Origin of the sequence: Enterobacter sp. Ap-1006 (genome assembly GCF_011752835.1) — a bacterium.
Lineage (GTDB): Bacteria > Pseudomonadota > Gammaproteobacteria > Enterobacterales > Enterobacteriaceae > Cedecea.
The window spans coordinates 421,822-441,045 of record NZ_VWWU01000003.1; the positions used below are offsets into that span (position 1 = coordinate 421,822).

Annotated in this window: 21 protein-coding genes; 7 read left to right on the forward strand and 14 right to left on the reverse strand. The window is 54.8% G+C overall.

The window, feature by feature from the left end; translation table 11 throughout:
- Positions 1 to 110: 110 nt before the first annotated feature.
- The 8 genes from potF to F3J28_RS10215 all read right to left on the reverse strand — a co-directional run bounded on the left by potF (position 111) and on the right by F3J28_RS10215 (position 7,392).
- A complete protein-coding gene (gene potF, locus F3J28_RS10180) occupies positions 111 to 1,223 on the reverse strand; it encodes a spermidine/putrescine ABC transporter substrate-binding protein PotF (protein ID WP_008461059.1) in 1,113 nt (370 codons plus the stop codon).
- 383 nt (positions 1,224 to 1,606) lie between these two features.
- On the reverse strand, positions 1,607 to 2,086 hold the full coding sequence (locus F3J28_RS10185) for a YbjN domain-containing protein (protein ID WP_008461058.1): 480 nt from the start codon (positions 2,084 to 2,086) through the stop codon (positions 1,607 to 1,609).
- A 92-nt stretch (positions 2,087 to 2,178) separates the two neighbouring features.
- Entirely contained in the window at positions 2,179 to 3,081 is a 903-nt protein-coding gene (rimK, locus tag F3J28_RS10190; protein WP_166875517.1) for a 30S ribosomal protein S6--L-glutamate ligase, read from the reverse strand.
- A gap of 75 nt (positions 3,082 to 3,156) precedes the next feature.
- On the reverse strand, positions 3,157 to 4,062 hold the full coding sequence (locus tag F3J28_RS10195) for a LysR family transcriptional regulator (protein WP_166875520.1): 906 nt from the start codon (positions 4,060 to 4,062) through the stop codon (positions 3,157 to 3,159).
- Between the two features lie 65 nt (positions 4,063 to 4,127).
- Positions 4,128 to 5,384: a nucleoside permease gene (locus tag F3J28_RS10200; protein WP_166875523.1), complete on the reverse strand. Its 1,257-nt coding sequence runs from the start codon at positions 5,382 to 5,384 to the stop codon at positions 4,128 to 4,130.
- A gap of 28 nt (positions 5,385 to 5,412) precedes the next feature.
- The gene (gene xapA / locus F3J28_RS10205; RefSeq protein ID WP_166875526.1) at positions 5,413 to 6,246 is read right to left on the reverse strand and encodes a xanthosine phosphorylase; all 834 of its coding nucleotides are present in this window, start codon (positions 6,244 to 6,246) and stop codon (positions 5,413 to 5,415) included.
- Positions 6,247 to 6,386: 140 nt separating this feature from the next.
- A complete protein-coding gene (gene nfsA, locus F3J28_RS10210; protein WP_008461053.1) occupies positions 6,387 to 7,109 on the reverse strand; it encodes an oxygen-insensitive NADPH nitroreductase in 723 nt (240 codons plus the stop codon).
- Positions 7,093 to 7,392: a YbjC family protein gene (locus F3J28_RS10215; protein ID WP_166875530.1), complete on the reverse strand. Its 300-nt coding sequence runs from the start codon at positions 7,390 to 7,392 to the stop codon at positions 7,093 to 7,095. The genes nfsA and F3J28_RS10215 overlap by 17 nt, the downstream gene beginning before the upstream one ends.
- Positions 7,393 to 7,567: 175 nt before the next feature.
- On the opposite strand from F3J28_RS10215, the gene F3J28_RS10220 reads away from it, so the two are divergent.
- Positions 7,568 to 7,840: a GrxA family glutaredoxin gene (locus F3J28_RS10220; protein ID WP_008461049.1), complete on the forward strand. Its 273-nt coding sequence runs from the start codon at positions 7,568 to 7,570 to the stop codon at positions 7,838 to 7,840.
- A gap of 26 nt (positions 7,841 to 7,866) precedes the next feature.
- Here the strand turns inward: F3J28_RS10220 and F3J28_RS10225 are convergent, their stop codons facing one another.
- Complete coding sequence (locus F3J28_RS10225) at positions 7,867 to 8,250, reverse strand: inner membrane protein YbjM (RefSeq protein WP_166875533.1); 384 nt, start codon at positions 8,248 to 8,250, stop codon at positions 7,867 to 7,869.
- A gap of 297 nt (positions 8,251 to 8,547) precedes the next feature.
- Here F3J28_RS10225 and F3J28_RS10230 point away from each other — a divergent pair, with 297 nt between their 5' ends.
- The gene (locus tag F3J28_RS10230; protein WP_166876571.1) at positions 8,548 to 10,230 is read left to right on the forward strand and encodes an aspartate:alanine antiporter; all 1,683 of its coding nucleotides are present in this window, start codon (positions 8,548 to 8,550) and stop codon (positions 10,228 to 10,230) included.
- A 205-nt stretch (positions 10,231 to 10,435) separates the two neighbouring features.
- Here the strand turns inward: F3J28_RS10230 and F3J28_RS10235 are convergent, their stop codons facing one another.
- Positions 10,436 to 10,996 carry a TetR/AcrR family transcriptional regulator gene (locus F3J28_RS10235; RefSeq protein ID WP_166876573.1) on the reverse strand — a complete coding sequence of 187 codons (561 nt, stop codon included), beginning with the start codon at positions 10,994 to 10,996 and terminating at the stop codon, positions 10,436 to 10,438.
- A 110-nt stretch (positions 10,997 to 11,106) separates the two neighbouring features.
- Here F3J28_RS10235 and F3J28_RS10240 point away from each other — a divergent pair, with 110 nt between their 5' ends.
- The 3 genes from F3J28_RS10240 to F3J28_RS10250 are packed head-to-tail and all read left to right on the forward strand — an operon-like array spanning position 11,107 to position 13,594.
- Positions 11,107 to 12,312, forward strand: coding sequence for an MFS transporter (locus tag F3J28_RS10240; RefSeq protein ID WP_039301447.1), 1,206 nt, complete (start codon positions 11,107 to 11,109; stop codon positions 12,310 to 12,312).
- A gap of 11 nt (positions 12,313 to 12,323) precedes the next feature.
- On the forward strand, positions 12,324 to 13,136 hold the full coding sequence (locus F3J28_RS10245) for a Cof-type HAD-IIB family hydrolase (RefSeq protein ID WP_166875536.1): 813 nt from the start codon (positions 12,324 to 12,326) through the stop codon (positions 13,134 to 13,136).
- Positions 13,137 to 13,153: 17 nt separating this feature from the next.
- Positions 13,154 to 13,594 (forward strand): acetyltransferase, encoded by a 441-nt coding sequence (locus F3J28_RS10250; RefSeq protein WP_166875539.1) that lies wholly within the window; start codon positions 13,154 to 13,156, stop codon positions 13,592 to 13,594.
- A gap of 72 nt (positions 13,595 to 13,666) precedes the next feature.
- Here the strand turns inward: F3J28_RS10250 and F3J28_RS10255 are convergent, their stop codons facing one another.
- From F3J28_RS10255 to mntR, 3 genes are all read right to left on the reverse strand, one after another.
- Complete coding sequence (locus F3J28_RS10255; protein WP_166875541.1) at positions 13,667 to 14,710, reverse strand: aldo/keto reductase; 1,044 nt, start codon at positions 14,708 to 14,710, stop codon at positions 13,667 to 13,669.
- A gap of 123 nt (positions 14,711 to 14,833) precedes the next feature.
- Complete coding sequence (locus tag F3J28_RS10260; RefSeq protein WP_166875544.1) at positions 14,834 to 15,946, reverse strand: SLC13 family permease; 1,113 nt, start codon at positions 15,944 to 15,946, stop codon at positions 14,834 to 14,836.
- Positions 15,947 to 15,948: 2 nt separating this feature from the next.
- Complete coding sequence (gene mntR, locus F3J28_RS10265) at positions 15,949 to 16,416, reverse strand: manganese-binding transcriptional regulator MntR (protein ID WP_008461034.1); 468 nt, start codon at positions 16,414 to 16,416, stop codon at positions 15,949 to 15,951.
- 190 nt (positions 16,417 to 16,606) lie between these two features.
- Here mntR and mntS point away from each other — a divergent pair, with 190 nt between their 5' ends.
- Both mntS and F3J28_RS10275 read left to right on the forward strand, forming a co-directional pair.
- A complete protein-coding gene (mntS, locus tag F3J28_RS10270; RefSeq protein WP_008461033.1) occupies positions 16,607 to 16,735 on the forward strand; it encodes a manganase accumulation protein MntS in 129 nt (42 codons plus the stop codon).
- Positions 16,736 to 17,056: 321 nt separating this feature from the next.
- On the forward strand, positions 17,057 to 18,640 hold the full coding sequence (locus F3J28_RS10275; RefSeq protein WP_166875547.1) for a phosphoethanolamine transferase family protein: 1,584 nt from the start codon (positions 17,057 to 17,059) through the stop codon (positions 18,638 to 18,640).
- A 71-nt stretch (positions 18,641 to 18,711) separates the two neighbouring features.
- Here F3J28_RS10275 and ompX read toward each other — a convergent pair whose 3' ends face one another.
- Positions 18,712 to 19,221 carry an outer membrane protein OmpX gene (gene ompX, locus F3J28_RS10280; RefSeq protein WP_008461031.1) on the reverse strand — a complete coding sequence of 170 codons (510 nt, stop codon included), beginning with the start codon at positions 19,219 to 19,221 and terminating at the stop codon, positions 18,712 to 18,714.
- Positions 19,222 to 19,224 lie beyond the last annotated feature (3 nt).

Below are 19,224 nucleotides of genomic sequence, written 5' to 3' on the forward strand. Positions count from 1 at the left end.
GATACGGCCCGGTTGCCGTACTTTTCGCCATTCTGGAAACAAGGGCTTCCGTTCAGGCTGGGGCGATTGCACAACTCTGGTGCAACCGCCCGGTGCAGGGTGTCACAGGACTATTTGCCTGTTTTAACCTTAGTCCACGCGCGGGTGATAACCCGGTCAATCTTCGCTGGCATCACCGTTTGTGTGAACAACTTGGCACGAATATCCGCCGGCGGGTAAATTCCCGGATTGCTGCGGACCTCTTCGCTCAGTAACGGCGTAGCTTCTTTGTTGGCGTTCGCGTAGTAAATATGATTGCTGATGTTGGCGATAACGTCCGGCTTCATCAGGTAGTTGAGGAACTGGTACGCTTCGTCTTTGTTCTTCGCATCTACCGGCAGGGCAAACATATCGAAGTAGACCATCGCGCCTTCCTTAGGAATGGAATAGGCAACATTCACGCCATTTTTAGCTTCTTTGGCGCGGTTTGCCGCCTGCAGAATATCCCCGGACCAGCCAATCGCCACGCAGATGTCACCGTTGGCAAGGTCGTTGATGTACTGCGACGAATGGAAGTAACGGATATTTGGCCGCAGCTTCATCAGCAGATCGTTAGCCGCCCCGGTGTAGTCCGCGGCGTTGGTGCTGTTCGGATCTTTGCCCAGGTAGTGCAACACGGTCGCGTAAATTTCACTTGGCGCGTCCAGGAACGACACGCCACAGCTTTTCAGTTTTTCAAGGTTTTCCGGCTTGAAGATCAGATCCCAGCTGTCCACTGGCGCGTCTTTCCCCAGCACGGCTTTCACTTTATCGACGTTGTAGCCGATGCCGGTCGTCACCATCATGTACGGAATGCCGTATTTGTTGTCGTGGTCGTTTTGCGCCACCAGCTTGAGCATTTCCGGATCGAGGTTTTTGTAGTTCGGCAGTTTGCTTTTATCCAGCGGCTCGAAGATACCGGCCTGCGCCTGGCGCTCAAGGAACTGCGAAGACGGCACCACCAGGTCATAGCCCGTGCTGCCCGCCATCAGCTTCCCTTCCAGCACTTCGTTGGAATCAAACACATCGTAGACCACTTTGATGCCGGTCTCTTTCGTGAAGTTTGCCAGGGTATCCGGGGCTATATAGTCAGACCAGTTATAAACGTGCAGCGTCTTTTGTTCGGCGGCAGAGCTGGCGGCAGAAGCCACCATCAGCGCGCCAGCAACCATCCCCAACAACCCTTTTTTACGTAGGTAGAGCATAATTTCATTCCTTCTGAATAAAGGCCAAACCAGGCTCGAATGAGCCGAATTTACGCAATGTGGCTTATCCGCATTCACCGCACGCTTTTTTAGCATGCAAAATTCATGCATCTCTATTCATTCTGCTGAAAAAGAATTTGGGTAATCTTCACGCAGACGTTGCTCGTTTTTACGGCCAAGCAAGAATAACTGTAGCCAGGGTTGGCGACTATAGCCCGGATGAAAAAACGCCTTTTATCAACTTTTTAGACATCTTTCGTCTATTCAGGCGGCAAAAATGCGCCTTATGGCAGGGATTTGTCTGGCTGTGACGGCTTTATGACAGAATAAAAACATGCAGAACGCGGCGGCGCTGGTGGCCGCTGCGTTAAAAAAAGAAAGGATCAGTGCAGAGAGTGGGTGTGAATAATTGTGCCGTCGCGCTCTTCTTCTTCGGCCACAAAAAGCAGCTGATTAGCGCAAGCCTCGAGGATCACCATCGAAACCTGCTCTTCGCTCTGCTGAACAAAGGCGGCAAACTGCTCGCGGGTAATGCCCACGGAGGCAGACAACGACTGACACACCACCAGCTTGGGCAGGTTATCATCCTGGATGTCGAGAAATGCTTTCACCGTCAGCGAGCTGGCGTTGATCGAGGAGAGATCGGACGCCAACGGCAGCAGCGCCGACGGCTTAACTTCTGCCAATGCGGAAAACAGAATAATGTTGTCCACGAGATCGATTTTCGCGTCGTATACGCCATCGAAGTTCTGCATATGGGGCAAATGCAATGCCTGGCAGGTATCGCACTCGAAAAAGGTTACGCCAGTTTCATCCAGCCAGCGGCGTAAAGTGTCCAGAGTCGGGACCACGAGTGAATCCATAAACGCAAAAACCTCATTACCTGTTCAAAAATTAACGTGCCATCTTACGCAAAAATGACACGTCATACTATGCATTAGCGCCGATTTGGTAATTATCCCCCGGTTTTAAGACAGTACCCAGGGCGGGCCTGCCGCTCTATCCATTTGATCATCAGCCCGGCGATATCGACCCCGCTCGTGTTTTCAATGCCTTCCAGCCCCGGCGAGGCGTTCACTTCCATCACCAGCGGCCCGCGTTCGGCGCGTAAAATGTCCACCCCGGCAATATCCAGCCCCAGCGTGCTGGCCGCTTTTAGCGCCACTTCTCGCTCAAGATCGGTAATTGTGACCTGATGCGCGACGCCGCCACGGTGCAGGTTTGAGCGGAAATCGCCGGGCTTAGCCTGCCGTTCAATGGCGGCCACAACCTCATCGCCCACCACCAGACAGCGAATATCTCTGCCCTTCGCTTCTTTGATGTATTCCTGCACCAGAATATGGGCGTTAAGACCGCGAAACGCATCAATCACGCTTTCCGCCGCCTGCCGCGTTTCAGCCAGCACCACGCCAATTCCTTGCGTACCTTCAACGAGCTTCACCACCAGCGGCGCGCCACCCACCATATCAATAAGATCGCTGGTGTCGTCCGGCGAGTGGGCAAACCCCGTCACCGGCAAATCAATCCCCTGCTTCGCCAGCAATTGCAGCGAACGCAGCTTGTCCCGCGCGCGGGTGATCGCCACCGACTCATTCAGCGGATAGCTTCCCAGCATTTCGAACTGGCGCAGCACCGCCGTGCCGTAAAAGGTGATAGCCGAGCCAATACGCGGGATAACCGCGTCATAATGCGGCAGTTGACGCCCCTTGTAATGCACGGAAGGCGCGGCCGGATTAATGTTCATATAGCAAGAAAGGGGATCGATTACCTCCACCTGATGACCACGACGCGTTGCCGCCTCGCGCAGGCGCTTGCATGAGTAGAGCGTTCCATCCCGGGATAAAATAGCGATTTTCAACCTGCACCTCTGAGCAACCAGACCAAAATTAACCGCCCGCTAATCATACCACTGCCTTCACCTTTCAACGACGAACTAATCGGTGGGAGACATCTTAAGTGCCTCAATTAATTGCTTTGTGGTCGAGGTGAGATGGACGGGATCAAAAACGGCATACAGGTCGGCGGGTATCGGCCTCGCCGGGGGCCGAAAAGCCACGCCAGGCCAGTTCATCTGCGCGTAGCTGTCGGCGATGATGGTTAGCCCGAAACCAATGCTTACCAGCGCCAGGACGGTTTGCGGCTCCACCGCCTCACGAACAACCCTCGGGGTAAAACCAGCTTCACGGCAAACACGTTGCAGGAAAGTCCAGTCAGAGTGAATGGCGGTCATCGTCACGAACGCTTCATGCCGCAGTTGGGTAATGTCCAGCGTTTGCTGCCGGGCTAGCGGGTGCTGCTCCGGCAGCGCGACCATAAATGTCGCCTCATGCAGCTTTTCGCTCTTAAGGCCACCGGGCGGGCTGGTTTCCATCCGCCAGATCCCGGCATCAATCTCGTGACGTTCAAGCAAAGCAAGCTGATCCCCCGGGGACTTTTCGCGGAAGGTCACATCAATGGCGGGATAGTCAGCAATAAACCGCTGTAGCCCAAGCCGCAGCCCACCCCAAATGGCGGTGCCAACAATCCCTAGCTGAATTCGACCGCCTTCACCGCGGCCAATCTGCTCAACCCTGGCCAGCGCAAGGCTTGCGTTGTTCAGCAGCTGTTTTGTCTCTTCCAGCAGGACTTCGCCTGCGTGAGTCAGCGCCACGTGCCGGGAATGACGGATAAACAGTACCGTCCCCAGCTGAGCTTCCAGTTCTTTGATATGAAAGCTCAGGGGAGGCTGCGACATGTTCAGCCGCGCGGCGGCCCGGCCAAAGTGCAGTTCCTCGGCTACGGCCTGAAAATAGCGCAACAGCTTAAGATCGGTGCGATAGATACGCTGAGATGTATTCATGAGGCTCCCTGAGTGGCAAGCCTCATAAATTACCATCGCTTACGCTTGCTGTAAGGCCAGGAGCCTTAATGTGCGAGCGATGCCGAAGAATCACTCTGCTGGCGGTGGTGATAGTGGAAGCTAAAGTGGAAGACGACGGCAAGCACCAGCGCATAGCCAGCAAAAACCAGCCAGATAGTCGGCCAGTCTTTGGCGCCATCGGTGGTGAAATAATCCACCACATGACCGCTGACAATCGCCCCGAGATACGCCCCAACCCCGTTCACCATCGTCATAAACAGTCCTTGAGCGCTGGCGCGAATACGTGACTCCACCTCCAGCTCAACAAACACGGAGCCGGAGATATTAAAGAAATCAAAGGCGCAGCCGTAGACCACCATCGACAGCAACAGCAGCACAAAACCAAAGGCCGAAGGATCGCCCCAGGCGAACAGCGCAAAGCGCAGCACCCAGGCGACCATACTCATCAGCATGACCTGTTTAATGCCAAAACGACGCAGGAAGAAGGGGATCGTTAAAATAAAGGCCACCTCCGACATCTGCGAGACGGACAGCAAAATCGAGGGGTATTGCACCACAAAACTGCTGGCAAACTCCGGCTGACGGGCGAAGTCATGCAGGAACGGGTTGCCGAATGTATTGGTGATTTGCAGCACCGCCCCAAGCAGCATGGCGAACAGGAAAAAAACCGCCATTTGTGGCTTTTTGAACAGCACAAACGCGTCCAGCCCCAGGCGGCTCACCCAGCTGCGCGTGGCCTGGCTTTTTATCACCGGAATAGTCGGCAGCGTAAGCGCATACAGCGCCAGCATCCCGGAAGCCCCTGCGGCAATATAGAGCTGCATGCTGCTCAGCTCTATGCGCATCAGGCTGACGGTCCACATCGCCGCAATAAAGCCCACGGTACCGAACACCCTCACGGGCGGGAAATGCGTCACCGTATCCAGACCGGCTTTCTCCAGGCAGGCGTAAGACACCGTATTGGACAGCGCAATGGTCGGCATAAAGGCCAGGGCATTACCCAGCATTGCCCAAAACATCAACCCCGGCTGGTCGATGCTGGCCGCCCAGGCCAGCATCCCCGCTCCCACCAGATGGCAGAGAGAGTACACCCGATTGGCCGGGAGCCATTTATCGGCCACAATGCCGATAAGACCCGGCATCAGCAACGCCGCAAGCCCTTTGGTACTGTAAACCATGCCAACATCTGCCCCCTTAAAGCCGAGCGTATTGATCATGTAAGATCCCAAAGTGACCAGCCACGCCCCCCAGATGAAGTACTGCAAAAACAGCATGATTTTTAAGCGGAGTTTAATCGCCATCTGTTTTCCCTGCCTTGGTCAGTGAGGATCAGGCCAGTTTGCCCAGGAAGCCGCAAATCAGGTTAATGAAGTTCTGCCGCGACAGCGCAGCCGCTTTCAGCGTCTGTTCGTGGGAAAGCTGAATACTCCCCAGCCCTTCGGCAAGGTTGGTAATCGCCGAGACGGCAACCACCTTCAGGCCGCAATGGCGGGCGCTGATCACCTCCGGCACAACCGACATCCCCACCACGTGGCCGCCAATGATTTGCATCATGCGAATTTCCGCTGCGGTTTCGAAGTTTGGCCCTGGATAAGAAACAAATACTCCCTCATGCAGCGGGAACCCCTGCTCATGCGCAACCTGCTGGAGTACGACGCGATAGTCGGCATCATAGGCGTTTGCCAGCGAGAAAAAGCGCTCACCAAACCGCTCATCATTTGGCCCAACGGTCGGCGTGCCCGGCATCGTATTAATATGATCGCTGAGTGCCACCAGGCTTCCAGGTTCCACTTCCGGGCGCAGAGAACCGGCGGCGTTGGTAGAAAACAGAATTTCGCATCCCAGTAGCTTAAAAGTGCGAATTGCGCTGGTCATTACCGACATTCCACGCCCTTCATAAAAGTGCCCCCGCCCTTTCATACAGGCTACCGGCACGCCAGCCAGCGTGCCGACGACCAGTTCGCCCGCATGGCCGTGGACGGTGCTGATGGGGAACCCGGGCAGCTCTTCGTAGGAAAATGTTACAGGGGAGTCGATTTTTTCCGCCAGCTCCCCCAACCCGGAGCCCAGAATAAAAGCGATGCGGGGTACCAGACCGTTAATGCGGGCGCGAATAATGTCGGCGGCGTAGAAAGGTGAATTATCAAAAGCAGAGGTTGGCATAGAAGGTTCCTTGTCAGATTGTCGTTATAACTTCAGCAGTTATAACGACTCACCGACGGATGAAACCAATACCGTTTGAGGCCACGATTAATACTGAAAATGTATCGATCGCCGCTTTGATGGCCAGGCAGCCGCGTGAATTAGCGTGTCGCCCAGCCCTGCTTGTGCAGGTAATCCAGAATGAAAGGCCGGCTTTCTTTAATGATGGTACGGCTGATGTGGTCGCTCCAGGTGTCGCGCCGGGTATTGCTGTCCCGGCTCAAATAATACTGCGCCAGCTGCTCGTCGTACTCGTCCAGCAGCGGCCTGTTCAGCGGCTGATAGCGGTTTTCATGCACCAGCATCGCAGCCGGCATACGCGGCTTGATATCCGGCGTGGCGGCAGGCCAGCCCAGGCAAAGGCCAAACAGCGGCAACACGTATTTCGGCACGCCCAGCAGCTCTCCCACCGCTTCAATATTGTTGCGGATACCGCCAATATAAACGCCGCCCAACCCCAGAGACTCTGCGGCGGTAAACGCATTTTGCGCCAGAATCGCGGTATCGACCGCACCAAGCAGCAGCTGTTCCGCCAGCCCAAGCTGGGCGTCCGGGCAGATTTGAAGATTGCGGTTAAAGTCGGCGCAGAACACCCAAAACTCGGCGGCTTCCGCCACATGCTTTTGCCCGCCGGTCAGCGGCACCAGCTGCTCGCGCAGCGCTTTATCCGTGATGCGAATGATTGAACTGCACTGGAGGAAACTGGAAGTCGAGGCCGCCTGTGCGCTGGCAATTATGGCTTCGCGCTGCTCGTCGGTAATAGGTTCACCGGTAAAATGACGAATTGAGCGGTGGGAACGGAGCAGATCAATGGTCGGCGTCATCGTGATTTTCCTTTGGCTTTTTTATATCAGAGAGTTTTGAAGCAGAATCAGGCTGCGTCAGCTGCGGGGCAAGACGTTGAGCAATATTCCACGTCATGATTATTGCCGCCGGCAGCATCAGCCCAAGGCCAATAAATACCATGACTATGGCCGCCGTGGCAGTGGCCACAGGTGCGGGCAGCGTCAGGTATCCCTGCAGCGAGAGAAAAGCGAGCGCCAAAAAACCTATCCCCACCGCTTCCAGCACAATCACCGATTTGGGTAACGATCCGACCGCGCGCATAGCGGCACCTCCTGTGTTCAGGCCAGCTATCATCGAGTCCGCGCCACGCCCTTTCAGCGCAGATAGCCTACGGGCATCGAACTAACAGGCACGACCTTCTTTAAAAATGTGACGGATATCGGCATTATAAACGCATTCGCCGGTTCGTATCGGCCATAAAAACTGAGGAGAGAGCATGTTTGCAGTAATTTTTGGACGCCCTGGCTGCCCATATTGTGTTCGCGCTAAAGAACTGGCTGAGAAACTGACCGCCGAGCGTGATGACTTCAACTTCCGTTATGTTGACATCCACGCCGAAGGCATTACCAAAGCTGACCTTGAAAAAACCGTGGGCAAACCGGTTGAAACCGTGCCGCAGATCTTCCTGGATCAGAAGCACATTGGCGGCTGCACCGATTTTGAAGCTTACGCGAAAGAACATCTGAACCTGTTCCAGACCGCGCAGTAAGTTTTAAGAATGCAGAAAACCGACTCTCAGGAGTCGGTTTTTTTATGGGTGCGGCTCCGGCACATTATAACCAGCAGATAACACAGCGAGCCGAGGGACGACCAGAATACCGCACTCAGCACCCAGGCCATTTCCTGCCAGAAAGAACGCGTTACGGGGAAAAACAGGTGGGCAATCAACAGGCAAAACGGCGAAGCAAGCATCGCTCCCACAAGCGGTTTGACCACTCTATCGCCCTGTGAAAAAAAGCTGGCCGCGGCCCCCGGGAAGAGGAAAAAGAGCAGCCCAAGCTCATAATGCCCGGTGGCAATAAACTGCCCCATCACATCCAGGCGCAGCGAAAGAAAAACCAGAATAAAGAGCACGAAGCAGCAGGTAATTCCCAACCACCTTTGCGCGCGTCTGTGCATTTTACCTCCTGACATCTGCTTTTGCTCGAAAATACCCTGCCGGAAAATCCCACAGCGTCTTTACCCGATTTGATAATGCCTGGCCATCCGTGCCGATAAAGCATTGCCACATTTAGCACAATATTCTTACTAGCCGCTGATACAGAGAAAGATTAAACTAGCGGCTGAAATTCGGTCGTCGCGTGAGATATTTATATGCGTGATAACTTGCCGGTCGTCGCTGACGGAACCGTCAAAACCTTAGCGCATAACTCTATCTCTTTCAATAGCTTACTGGTAAACAAGAAGTTAGCCTTCGTGAATATAAACGTCGCAGATTTGTTAAACGGGAATTACATCCTTTTGTTATTTGTTGTACTAACGCTCGGACTCTGCCTGGGGAAATTACGCCTCGGTCCGGTGCAACTGGGTAATTCCATTGGTGTTTTAGTGGTCTCTTTATTACTCGGGCAACAGCATTTCTCGATCAATACCGACGCGCTAAATCTGGGTTTTATGCTGTTCATTTTCTGCGTAGGCGTCGAAGCCGGGCCAAACTTTTTTTCTATTTTCTTCCGCGACGGCAAAAATTATCTGATGCTGGCCCTGGTGATGGTTGGCAGCGCCCTGCTAATTGCGCTGGGGCTGGGCAAACTGTTTGGCTGGGACATTGGCCTGACAGCCGGTATGCTCGCGGGCGCCATGACCTCCACGCCCGTGCTGGTCGGAGCGGGCGATACCCTGCGCCATTCAAACATCCCCGCCGCGCAGCTTGCGACCTCGCTGGATAACCTGAGCCTCGGCTATGCCCTGACCTACCTGATTGGCCTGGTCAGTCTGATTGTTGGGGCTCGCTATTTGCCGAAGCTGCAGCATCAGGATCTGCAGACCAGCGCCCAGCAAATTGCCCGCGAGCGCGGCCTGGATACTGACGCGAGCCGCAAAGTTTATCTCCCGGTGATCCGCGCCTACCGCGTCGGGCCTGAGCTGGTTGCCTGGGCCGACGGTAAAAATCTGCGCGAACTGGGTATTTATCGCCAGACCGGCTGCTACATCGAACGTATTCGCCGCAACGGCATTCTGGCTAACCCGGACGGCGATGCCGTGCTGCAAATGGGTGATGAAATCTCGCTGGTGGGCTACCCGGATTCTCACTCGCGCCTCGACCCAAGCTTCAGAAACGGCAAAGAGGTTTTCGACCGCGATCTGCTGGATATGCGCATCGTCACCGAGGAAATTGTGGTGAAAAACCACAATGCCGTGGGCCGTCGCCTGGCGCAGCTCAAGCTCACCGACCACGGCTGCTTTCTGAACCGAGTAATCCGCAGCCAGATTGAAATGCCCATCGACGACAATATCGTGCTGAACAAAGGCGATGTCCTGCAGGTCAGCGGCGATGCCAGACGCGTGAAAACCGTTGCCGAGCGCATCGGCTTTATCTCCATTCACAGCCAGATAACCGACCTGCTGGCCTTCTGCGCCTTCTTTGTTATTGGCCTGATGGTGGGCATGGTCACCTTCCAGTTCAGCTCGTTCAGCTTCGGCATCGGGAACGCCGCTGGCCTGTTGTTTGCGGGCATCATGCTTGGCTTCCTGCGCGCCAACCACCCAACCTTCGGCTACATTCCGCAGGGTGCGCTAAACATGGTGAAAGAGTTCGGCCTGATGGTGTTTATGGCGGGGGTTGGTCTGAGCGCCGGCAGCGGGATCAGCAACGGCCTCGGCGCGGTGGGCGGCCAGATGCTGATTTCCGGCCTTATCGTGAGCCTGGTGCCGGTGATTATCTGCTTCCTGTTCGGCGCCTATGTGCTGCGAATGAACCGTGCGCTGCTGTTCGGCGCAATGATGGGGGCACGAACCTGTGCGCCAGCGATGGAAATCATCAGCGACACCGCCCGCAGCAACATTCCTGCGCTGGGGTACGCCGGAACCTATGCCATCGCTAACGTGTTGTTAACACTGGCCGGTACATTAATTGTCGTGATATGGCCAGGTTTGTGATCGCAACCACAGACAAAGAAAAATACTTTTTTTTTATACCTGAGCGAACTTTCTTTCGGGGCGTCAGTCTGAATTAGTGCCACTGCTTTTCTTTGATGTCCCCAATTTGTGGAGCCCATCAACCCCGCCGCTTTCGGTTCAAGGTTGATGGGTTTTTATTTTTTAAGGCTTCAATAACAAACCCTTACTACCCCCTCCACTCGCTTTATTTTGCATCCCCTGCCCCTACAATCCTGCGCACCATCACCCGCATATCGTCGCGGCTCATCGGCTCACGATCTGTGACGTAGTGCAGCGTCATGCCTTCCAGGAAAGCATCCAGCGCCCGGGCGGTTAGCGGATCGAAAAACGGCTCCAGCGCCTGCTGACTGCGAATCATCCACTCCTGCATGATGTCTTTTAGCTTCGGATTACAGCTGGCATAAGCATAAAGCTGGTACATCACCTGCATGTTATACGGCGTGGCCACGCAGCCGCCGCAAATCATATCGACAATCGCTTCGCAGGCCTCATCGCGATTGGTAGCCTGCTGCATACGCTCCCGGTAGCTATCCGACATTTGATGGGCAAACAGGGTAAACGCTTCGCAAAGCAGCGATTCAATCCCGGCAAAATAGTAGGTCATTGACCCCAGCGAAACGCCAGCCTCAGCGGCAATTTTGCGGTGCGTGATATCGCTGATACCGTGCTTTACCACCATATCCAGCGTCGCCTGCAAAATACGCGAGCGACGTTCGGGGTCATTCCGGCGCGGGGCTTTGCTCATCATTACCTACCTGAATTTAGAGTATGACAAAGAGTCTATACCGGGATGTGTACAAATGTACACAAGCTTGCTAGTCTGCTCCCCTGTTTCTCTTTCACTGGTTGTTGTTCATGTCTGTTTCGCAGAGAAAAGCCTTACAGCTCCGTACCTGGGCGTTATTCACCTTCTTCTTCCTTCCGGGCCTGGTGATGGCATCCTGGGCCACACGCACACCTGCCATCCGCGATACGCTCAGTGTCTCGACGGCCGGCATGGGCATCGTATTGTTTGGCCTGTCGATAGGGTCAATGGGCGGTATTCTCTGTTCCGGCTGGCTGGTGAAACGCTTTGGCACCCGCACCATTATTCGCAGCGGCATGACGCTGATGGTCGCCGGAATGCTAATGATGAGCTTCGCGCTGTACCTTGCTTCCCCTGTGCTATTTGCCTTCGGCCTGGCGCTGCTCGGCAGCGGTATGGGCTCATCAGAAGTGGCCATGAACGTTGAAGGTGCCATTATTGAGAGCCTGATGAAGAAAACGGTGCTGCCGATGATGCACGGTTTCTTTAGCTTAGGGACGCTGGTGGGCGCCGGAATTGGCCTGACCCTGACCGCGTGGAACGTCGTTTCCTGGGGGCACCTGCTACTGATTGGTCTGCTGACCATTGCGCCGATTGCCATCGCGCTTATCGCCGTGCCGCACGGCGTGGGCAAAGATAACCCGGAGAAAACCGAAGCCCACGAGCCGCACCGCCCGTTTTACAAAGATATTCAGCTATTGCTGATTGGTTTTGTCGTGCTGGCGATGGCCTTTGCCGAAGGCTCGGCCAACGACTGGCTGCCGCTGCTGATGGTGGACGGGCACGGCTTTAGCCCGACTTCCGGGTCGCTTATCTACGTAGGCTTTACCCTCGGCATGACGGTCGGGCGCTTCACCGGCGGCTGGTTTATTGACCGCTACAGCCGCGTTATTGTGGTCCGCGCCTGTGCGATCATGGGCATTATTGGCATCGGCACCATTGTGTTTGTCGACAATGCCTTCCTTGCCGGCGTGTCGGTGATTTTGTGGGGGCTGGGCACCTCTTTGGGCTTCCCGCTGACCATTTCTGCCGCGGGTGATACCGGCCCCGATCCGGCCAGCCGCGTCAGCGTTGTTGCCGCTTCGGGCTATGTGGCCTTTTTAGTCGGCCCGCCGCTGCTGGGCTTCCTCGGCGAGCATTACGGGCTGCGCCAGGCCATGTTAGTCGTGCTGACGTTGATGGTGATTGCGGCCCTGGTCGCCCGCGCGGTGGCCAAACCGGGGCAATCTTCCGGGCAGACTTTAGAAACTGAATAATGGAGAGTTCAATGAGCATCAAACTTATTGCAGTAGACATGGACGGCACTTTTCTTAATGACGAAAAAACCTACAACCGCGAGCGCTTTGCCGCGCAATACCAGCAGATGAAAGAGCAAGGCATCCGCTTTGTGGTGGCCAGCGGGAACCAGTATTTCCAGCTTATCTCCTTCTTCCCGGAGATTGCCCACGAGATCTCTTTTGTCGCCGATAACGGTGGCTGGGTGGTCAGCGAAGGCGAAGATCTGTTCAACGGCGAGCTGACCAGACAAGAGTTCAACACGGTGGTCGATCACCTGCTGACCCTGCCGCACGTGGAGATCATCGCCTGCGGCAAGCATAACGGTTATACCCTCAACGGCTATAGTGACGATTTTAAAGCGCTGGCGGCGAAGTACTATCACCGCCTTGAGCACGTGGAAAACTTCTCCGGCCTCGACGACGTGTTCTTCAAGTTTGCCCTGAACCTGCCGGACAGCCAGCTCGATGAAACCATGACCGCCCTGGGCGCAGAGCTGGAAGGCATTATGGTGCCGGTCACCAGCGGGCACGGCTCTATCGACCTGATTATTCCGGGGATTCATAAGGCTAACGGCCTACGGATCCTGCAGGAAAAATGGGGTATCCAGGACAGCGAAGTGGTGACCTTTGGCGACGGCGGCAACGACATCGAGATGCTGACTCAGGCGCAATACGGGTTTGCGATGGCCAACGCCCCGGACAAAATCAAACGCATTGCCAGCTACCACGCCGGACACTGCAATCAACAAGGCGTATTGGATGTGATCGACAAGATCCTGAAGAAAGAAGCGCCGTTTAACTAACGACCTCTGGAACAAGAATGTTAACGATAAGACAAGCAAACCCGGCGGATTTTGATGCGCTGGTGGAAATCTGGGAAGCATCCGTTCGCGCCACGCATGATTTTTTACCTGAAGAAAATATCAGGGCGTTAAAGCCGCAGGTGCGCGAACTCTACATGCCACAGATCCCGATGCTGCTGGCAGCCGGCAAAACCGGTGAGCCTCTGGGCTTTATCGGCTGCCACGAAAATCGGATTGAAATGCTGTTTGTTTCGCCTGAAAGCCGTGGCATGGGCGTGGGCAAACAGCTTCTGCAGTATGCCATTGAACATTTGCAGGTCGATGAGGTGGATGTTAATGAGCAGAATCCGCAGGGCGTAGGTTTCTATCTGCATATGGGATTTGCCCGGACCGGGCGGTCTGAACTCGACGGTGAAGGGAATCCTTTCCCTTTGCTGCATTTGAAGCTGAAACGATAGTTTTATCGCATCGCTTGTTTTCCCCCTCTCCCTCCGGGAGAGGGCCGGGGTGAGGGCTAAATTATTCCCGATTTATGACTGATTCTTCAGCTGTTCCCGGCGATACTCACCCTGCCGCTCAAGCATCCAGCCCGGATATTCGCGCGGCAGCTCACTCACCGCATTCAGCCTGTCAACCTCGTCCGCACTAAGCTGAACGCCCGTCGCAGCGATATTGTCCTCAAGCTGCTCAATGCGCTTCGCGCCCACGATGACCGTCGTCACCGCCTGCTGATGCAGCAGCCAGGCCAGCGCAATCTGCGCCACAGAAACGCCTTTGGCATCGGCGATGTCACGCATCACATCCACACAATCAAACGCGCGATCCCTGTTTACCGGTGGGAAATCAAACTCCAGGCGGCGGCTGCCGGTTTCGGCTTTCCCGTCGCGGTCGTACTTGCCGCTGAGCAGCCCGCCCGCGAGCGGACTCCACACCATCAGGCCGACGCCTTCACTTTGCATCATCGGCACCAGCTCCCGCTCCAGATCGCGCCCGGCAAGGGTGTAATAGGCCTGCAGAGAGGCAAAACGTGCCAGTCCCAGGCGTTCGGAAATCCCAAGAGCCTTCATGATTTGCCAGGCCGCCCAGTTGGAAACACCTATGTAGCGAACCAGCCCCTGCTGTACCAGCGAATCCAGCGCCCGCAGCGTTTCCTCTATCGGCGTCGCGGGGTCAAAACCGTGCAGTTGGTACAGGTCGATATAGTCGAGCTGCAGCCGCTGCAGGCTATCTTTGACGCTATTTAGCAGATGAAAACGCGATGAACCTCGAGAGTTCGGCCCGGCGGTGCCTGTTTCGCCGAATGCTTTGGTGGCCACCACCACATTCTCACGCGGCACATTAAGGTTTTTCAGCGCCTGGCCGGTGATGATTTCCGAACGCCCGCCGGAGTAAACATTGGCGGTATCAATAAAGTTAATCCCGGTCTCCAGCGCGCGTCCAACCAGCTTGTCGGCATCATTTTGCGCGAGCTGGCCTATTTTTCCCCAGATTCCATCTTCACCACCAAAAGTCATGGTGCCCAGGCAAAGCTCTGAAACAAACAGGCCGGTATTTCCTAATTTTTTATAACGCATAGCGGTACCTCATGTTCAGGATTTCAGGAAGGAAGAGTGCGGACTGCCAGTTATACGCGTCGCGCGAGATTCTGGAATGGGGGATTTCTGCTCATTCCTTGCCTGTTTCTGCCTGAGTGGGCGCTAGCGTAAAAGCAGTAATAAGCCGTAGCCGACCAGCGCGGCCCAAAGCAACATAGGGAGAGAATAGAGATGGAACCGCCACCAGATCCGACGGTCGTTGGCCATACGAAGGGCAATCAAGTTCGCCAGCGAACCCGGCAACAGGCCAAAACCGCCGATATTGACCGCGAAGGCCAACAGCAGCGAAGCAGGCACATAGTTCAGCAGTAAAATGGTGGCAGGCACATTGCTGATGAATTGTGACAGCAAAATACCCAGGCCAAACAACTCGCCAGAAGAGAGTTGCGCCACGCCCTGAAGCGAGTGCTGCAGCACCGGAAGTTGGGTGATGAGGTGAACATCAATAAACATCACCATAAATACCACCAGCAGGCTCCAGTCGATACTGAGCAGTACTTTGCGCGCCAGCCCCAGGAACCCAAGCGCAATCAGCCCCAGCCCCCAAAGCTCAAGCTTAAGCTCCAGGGCCAGAATAAAGACGATGTAAAACGCCAGGCAGCACCAGACCAGCTTAGGCTGCCAGCGGCTGTCATTCACTTCACCGTGGTAACGCAGCGGTTTTGGCTTGAAGCAAAGCCACGCCAACACCAGCAAGCTGGCGGTCATGACCAGCGCCAGCGGCATCATCTGCCAGGTGAAACCGCCGAAAGAGAGCCCGGAATGCCCCCACAGTAAGATGTTCTGCGGGTTACCGATAGGCGTGAGCAAAGAGCCGGCGTTGACCGCCAGCGCCTCAAAAATAATCAGCTTACTGGCCGGCACCGAGCAGAGTTTTTTCAGCGTGATGGTGAGAGGCACAATGATAAACAGCGCGACATCGTTAGTCAGGAAGGTCGACAGGACCGCCGCTGCCGTAACCATAAATAGCGCCAGCTGCCGCTCGTTGGCAAAGCGCGCCACCATCTTGCGGCCCAGCACGTCGAAATACCCGCTCAGCTCCACGCCCTTGGTCAACATCATCAGCCCGGCCAGGGTAATAATGGTGTGCCAGTCTATGGCGGCGGGCCATAAAGCCGGGCGGAACGGCACCGCCAGGCTCAGGGCGACGCCGATTAACAACAATAAATGCAGGAATCGATCGCGCAGGAACGGCTGCGCAAGACGCAGCAGCATGTTTAACCGATACCCCGCTCTGCGCTGAATTTGCGGAAAGCCTCCAGCGTCTCTTCGCTGACGTGGTGTTCCACACCTTCGGCATCAATACGCGCGGTCTCCGGGCTGATGCCCAGCGCGAGGAAGAAGTTTTCAACAATCTGGTGCCGTTCCCGGCTCTGCTGCGCCAGTTTTTCACCTTCCGGCGTTAAAAAAACGCCGCGCCATGGGATCTGCTCAATCAGCCCAACGGACGCCAGGCGTTTTAGCATCTTGGCAACCGTCGGCTGGGAAACGCCGAGACGAGCCGCCATATCTACCTGGCGAACCTCACCCACTTCATGAATCAAATCCGAAATCAGCTCAACATAATCATCAATTAACTCGCGGCGGTGCGCCTCGCGTACCTGCCTGAAGCCCTCAACATGCTCTTCAATATTCGGTAATGGCGTCACTTTTTCGCTGTTCTTTTGCCCTGCCCGACGGCTCATAGTGCTTCCTCTTCCAGTGGCGCGGCGTCGTCATCTGACGACGGAAGGCTTTATTGTAAACCAGCATTGCTCATCCACAAAAAATTAACGAAATAGCCATGGCTATAAAATATAGCCTGTGCTATACCTGTATGTAATGCAGTCAGGCTTGTTTACGGAAAAACGGTCGCACGGCTAACAGGAGGACGCTATGAACGAATTTAAGAGGTGCATCAACGTGTTTACACAATCTCCCTTCCAGGTACGCTTAATGCTGCTGAACATGATTTGTGATTGGGTTGCCGGTAAACCCCAGCAGAAAGAAGAAAAACAACAATAACGCCAGGCCACGCCGCCTGGCGACTTTGTTCAGCGTTCCGCGCCAACGATCATCCTTTTGTCACAATTCCCCTGCAAAATTCCCGTTAATGGCTACTCTGGCCGAGCTTTAACCCCATCATTTGTTGGATTTGCAATCAGCTTCGCAAAACCTCGCTCTGTTATCAGTTGATATTCTTATCTTACGGCTCTATCTTCTTGCAGCCCTGCACATGAAGCGGCTCGCAGATGCGGTGCAATTCCCCTTCGTTTCCGTCTGTCAGGCAGGCTCTGCCCTTATCGCCAGGGTCACCGCATGGCGTTTTGCAAGACCATAATAAAGATGAATGTAACGGTTAAAGATACCCTGACTGCGCGCGGAATCGCGCTGAATCCGTGGGCTGGTTTCTATTTTCTGCAGTCTCTGCTGATAAACTTCGCGCTGGGCTATGCCTTCAGCCTGCTTTACGCCATTGCCTTTAGCTGCGTCCTTATGCTGCTGTGGCGCACCGCTCCCGGCGTCCAGAAAATCCTGCTTGGGCTTTGCAGCCTCGTGGCAGCAATGTACTTCCCGTTCGGCCAGGCCTACGGTTCACCCAACTTCAATACCCTGCTGGCGTTGCATTCAACCAACTTTGAAGAATCCACGGAAATCATGACCATCTTCCCGTGGTACAGCTACGTGGTTTCTCTCTTTATTCTCGCCCTTGGCGTGATGGCGCTGCGCCGCAAACGTGAAGAAAAACGCCCCTGGGGTCATTTCGATAGCTTATGTCTCGCCGTCAGCGTGGTCTGTTTTTTTGTCACACCGGTAACCAACCTTGCCTACGGCGGCGTGTTTAAATTTAAAGATACTGGCTACCCGGTGGTGCGCTTCGTGAAAGATGTCGTGGTCAACAACCACGAAGTTATCGAGGAGCAGACGCGCATGAAAGAACTGTCGCAGCAAAAAGATTCCTGGAACGTAGTGTCGGTGCAGCCTAAATACCATACCTACGTCGTAGTGATTGGCGAGAGCGCCCGCCGCGATGCGCTGGGAGCCTTTGGCGGCCACTGGGACAACACGCCCTTTGCAAGCCAGGTCAAAGGCAATCTGTTTATGGACTACGTCTCCGCCAGCGGCTCAACGCAAAAATCGCTGGGGCTGACGCTGAACCGGGTCGTGGACGGCAAACCCCAGTATCAGGACAATTTTGTTACCCTGGCAAACCGCGCGGGCTTCCAGACCTGGTGGTTCTCAAACCAGGGCCAAATCGGCGAATACGATACCGCCATCGCCAGCATCGCCAAACGCGCGGACGAAGTGCAGTTTTTGAAAAATGGGGATTTTGAGGCGGATAAAAACACTCGCGATGAAGCCCTGTTAAAAATGACGGCCCAGGTGTTTGCTACTCAACGCAACACGCCGCAGCTGATTGTGCTGCATTTGATGGGTTCGCACCCGCAGGCCTGCGATCGCACTCAGGGGAAATACAAAGATTTTGTGCAGTCTAAAGAGACATCCTGCTATCTCTACAGCATGACGCAAACCGACGACTTGCTAAAACAGCTTTATCTGCAGTTACAAAACACCGGGAACAGCTTCTCAATGGTCTATTTCTCCGACCACGGCCTGGCGTTCAAAGAGCGCGGCACCGACGTGCAATATCTGGCGCACGACGATAAGTTCCAGCAAAATTTCCAGGTACCATTCATGGTGTTGTCGAGCGATGACACCGCACACCGGCTAATCAAAGCACGCCGCAGCGCCAATGATTTCCTCAACTTCTTCTCTGCGTGGACGGGGATTAAGGCGAAAGAGCTTACGCCGAAGTACAAATTTATTTCCGAGCAAAAGGCCGGGCCCGTCTGGATAACCAACTTCAACCTGAAGAAAGTGGACTATACTCATCTGCAGACGGATATGTTTGAGACCAGGACACGTTAACTTTTGTCGGTTAACCGATAAAAAAAATCCGCCACTTGGGCGGATTTTTTATTTCTATCCCGAAAGGGATATTAGAAGCGGTAGCCTACGCCAGCGATCCAGGTGCCAACGTCAACGCTACGAATACGGCTCTGCTCGTAGGAGAAGTCCAGAGCAACGTTTTCGATTGGGTTGAACTGCAGGCCAGCACCGTAGGAGAAGCCGTAGTCGCTAACGGAATCGTGAGCGCCAGGGAATTGAGTCGCCTGGAATTTACCGTAGCCAACACCCACTACACCGTAGATGCTTGCCCAGTCGTTGATGCGGTAAGCAGGACCAGCGGTGATGCCGTAGTACTGACCTTTGGTGTACACGTCGTTAGAAGTGTCACTTTTCTGGGTGTAGGTGAAGGAGCCGATGTAGCCCAGCGGGGTATCATTTTCGTAACGGTATTTCAGGTTGAAACCGCCAGCTTTGTTAGCAACGCCCTGCATATCGCTCTGAGCATAGCCACCGGTTACGGTGCTGGTTGCTGCAGATGCGGTACCTACGGAGACGGCCAGAACACAGGCCAGAGCTGAAAGACATGCAATTTTTTTCATAAT

Bases quoted from the DNA above. Each gene is read 5' to 3' on its own strand.
- potF (WP_008461059.1), bottom strand. From the start codon at position 1,223: ATGCTCTACCTACGTAAAAAAGGGTTGTTGGGGATGGTTGCTGGCGCG.
- F3J28_RS10185 (WP_008461058.1), bottom strand. From the start codon at position 2,086: ATGGATTCACTCGTGGTCCCGACTCTGGACACTTTACGCCGCTGGCTG.
- F3J28_RS10195 (WP_166875520.1), bottom strand. From the start codon at position 4,062: ATGAATACATCTCAGCGTATCTATCGCACCGATCTTAAGCTGTTGCGC.
- F3J28_RS10200 (WP_166875523.1), bottom strand. From the start codon at position 5,384: ATGGCGATTAAACTCCGCTTAAAAATCATGCTGTTTTTGCAGTACTTC.
- xapA (WP_166875526.1), bottom strand. From the start codon at position 6,246: ATGCCAACCTCTGCTTTTGATAATTCACCTTTCTACGCCGCCGACATT.
- nfsA (WP_008461053.1), bottom strand. From the start codon at position 7,109: ATGACGCCGACCATTGATCTGCTCCGTTCCCACCGCTCAATTCGTCAT.
- F3J28_RS10215 (WP_166875530.1), bottom strand. From the start codon at position 7,392: ATGCGCGCGGTCGGATCGTTACCCAAATCGGTGATTGTGCTGGAAGCG.
- F3J28_RS10220 (WP_008461049.1), top strand. From the start codon at position 7,568: ATGTTTGCAGTAATTTTTGGACGCCCTGGCTGCCCATATTGTGTTCGC.
- F3J28_RS10225 (WP_166875533.1), bottom strand. From the start codon at position 8,250: ATGCACAGACGCGCGCAAAGGTGGTTGGGAATTACCTGCTGCTTCGTG.
- F3J28_RS10235 (WP_166876573.1), bottom strand. From the start codon at position 10,996: ATGAGCAAAGCCCCGCGCCGGAATGACCCCGAACGTCGCTCGCGTATT.
- F3J28_RS10240 (WP_039301447.1), top strand. From the start codon at position 11,107: ATGTCTGTTTCGCAGAGAAAAGCCTTACAGCTCCGTACCTGGGCGTTA.
- F3J28_RS10245 (WP_166875536.1), top strand. From the start codon at position 12,324: ATGAGCATCAAACTTATTGCAGTAGACATGGACGGCACTTTTCTTAAT.
- F3J28_RS10250 (WP_166875539.1), top strand. From the start codon at position 13,154: ATGTTAACGATAAGACAAGCAAACCCGGCGGATTTTGATGCGCTGGTG.
- F3J28_RS10255 (WP_166875541.1), bottom strand. From the start codon at position 14,710: ATGCGTTATAAAAAATTAGGAAATACCGGCCTGTTTGTTTCAGAGCTT.
- F3J28_RS10260 (WP_166875544.1), bottom strand. From the start codon at position 15,946: ATGCTGCTGCGTCTTGCGCAGCCGTTCCTGCGCGATCGATTCCTGCAT.
- mntR (WP_008461034.1), bottom strand. From the start codon at position 16,416: ATGAGCCGTCGGGCAGGGCAAAAGAACAGCGAAAAAGTGACGCCATTA.
- mntS (WP_008461033.1), top strand. From the start codon at position 16,607: ATGAACGAATTTAAGAGGTGCATCAACGTGTTTACACAATCTCCCTTC.
- F3J28_RS10275 (WP_166875547.1), top strand. From the start codon at position 17,057: ATGAATGTAACGGTTAAAGATACCCTGACTGCGCGCGGAATCGCGCTG.
- ompX (WP_008461031.1), bottom strand. From the start codon at position 19,221: ATGAAAAAAATTGCATGTCTTTCAGCTCTGGCCTGTGTTCTGGCCGTC.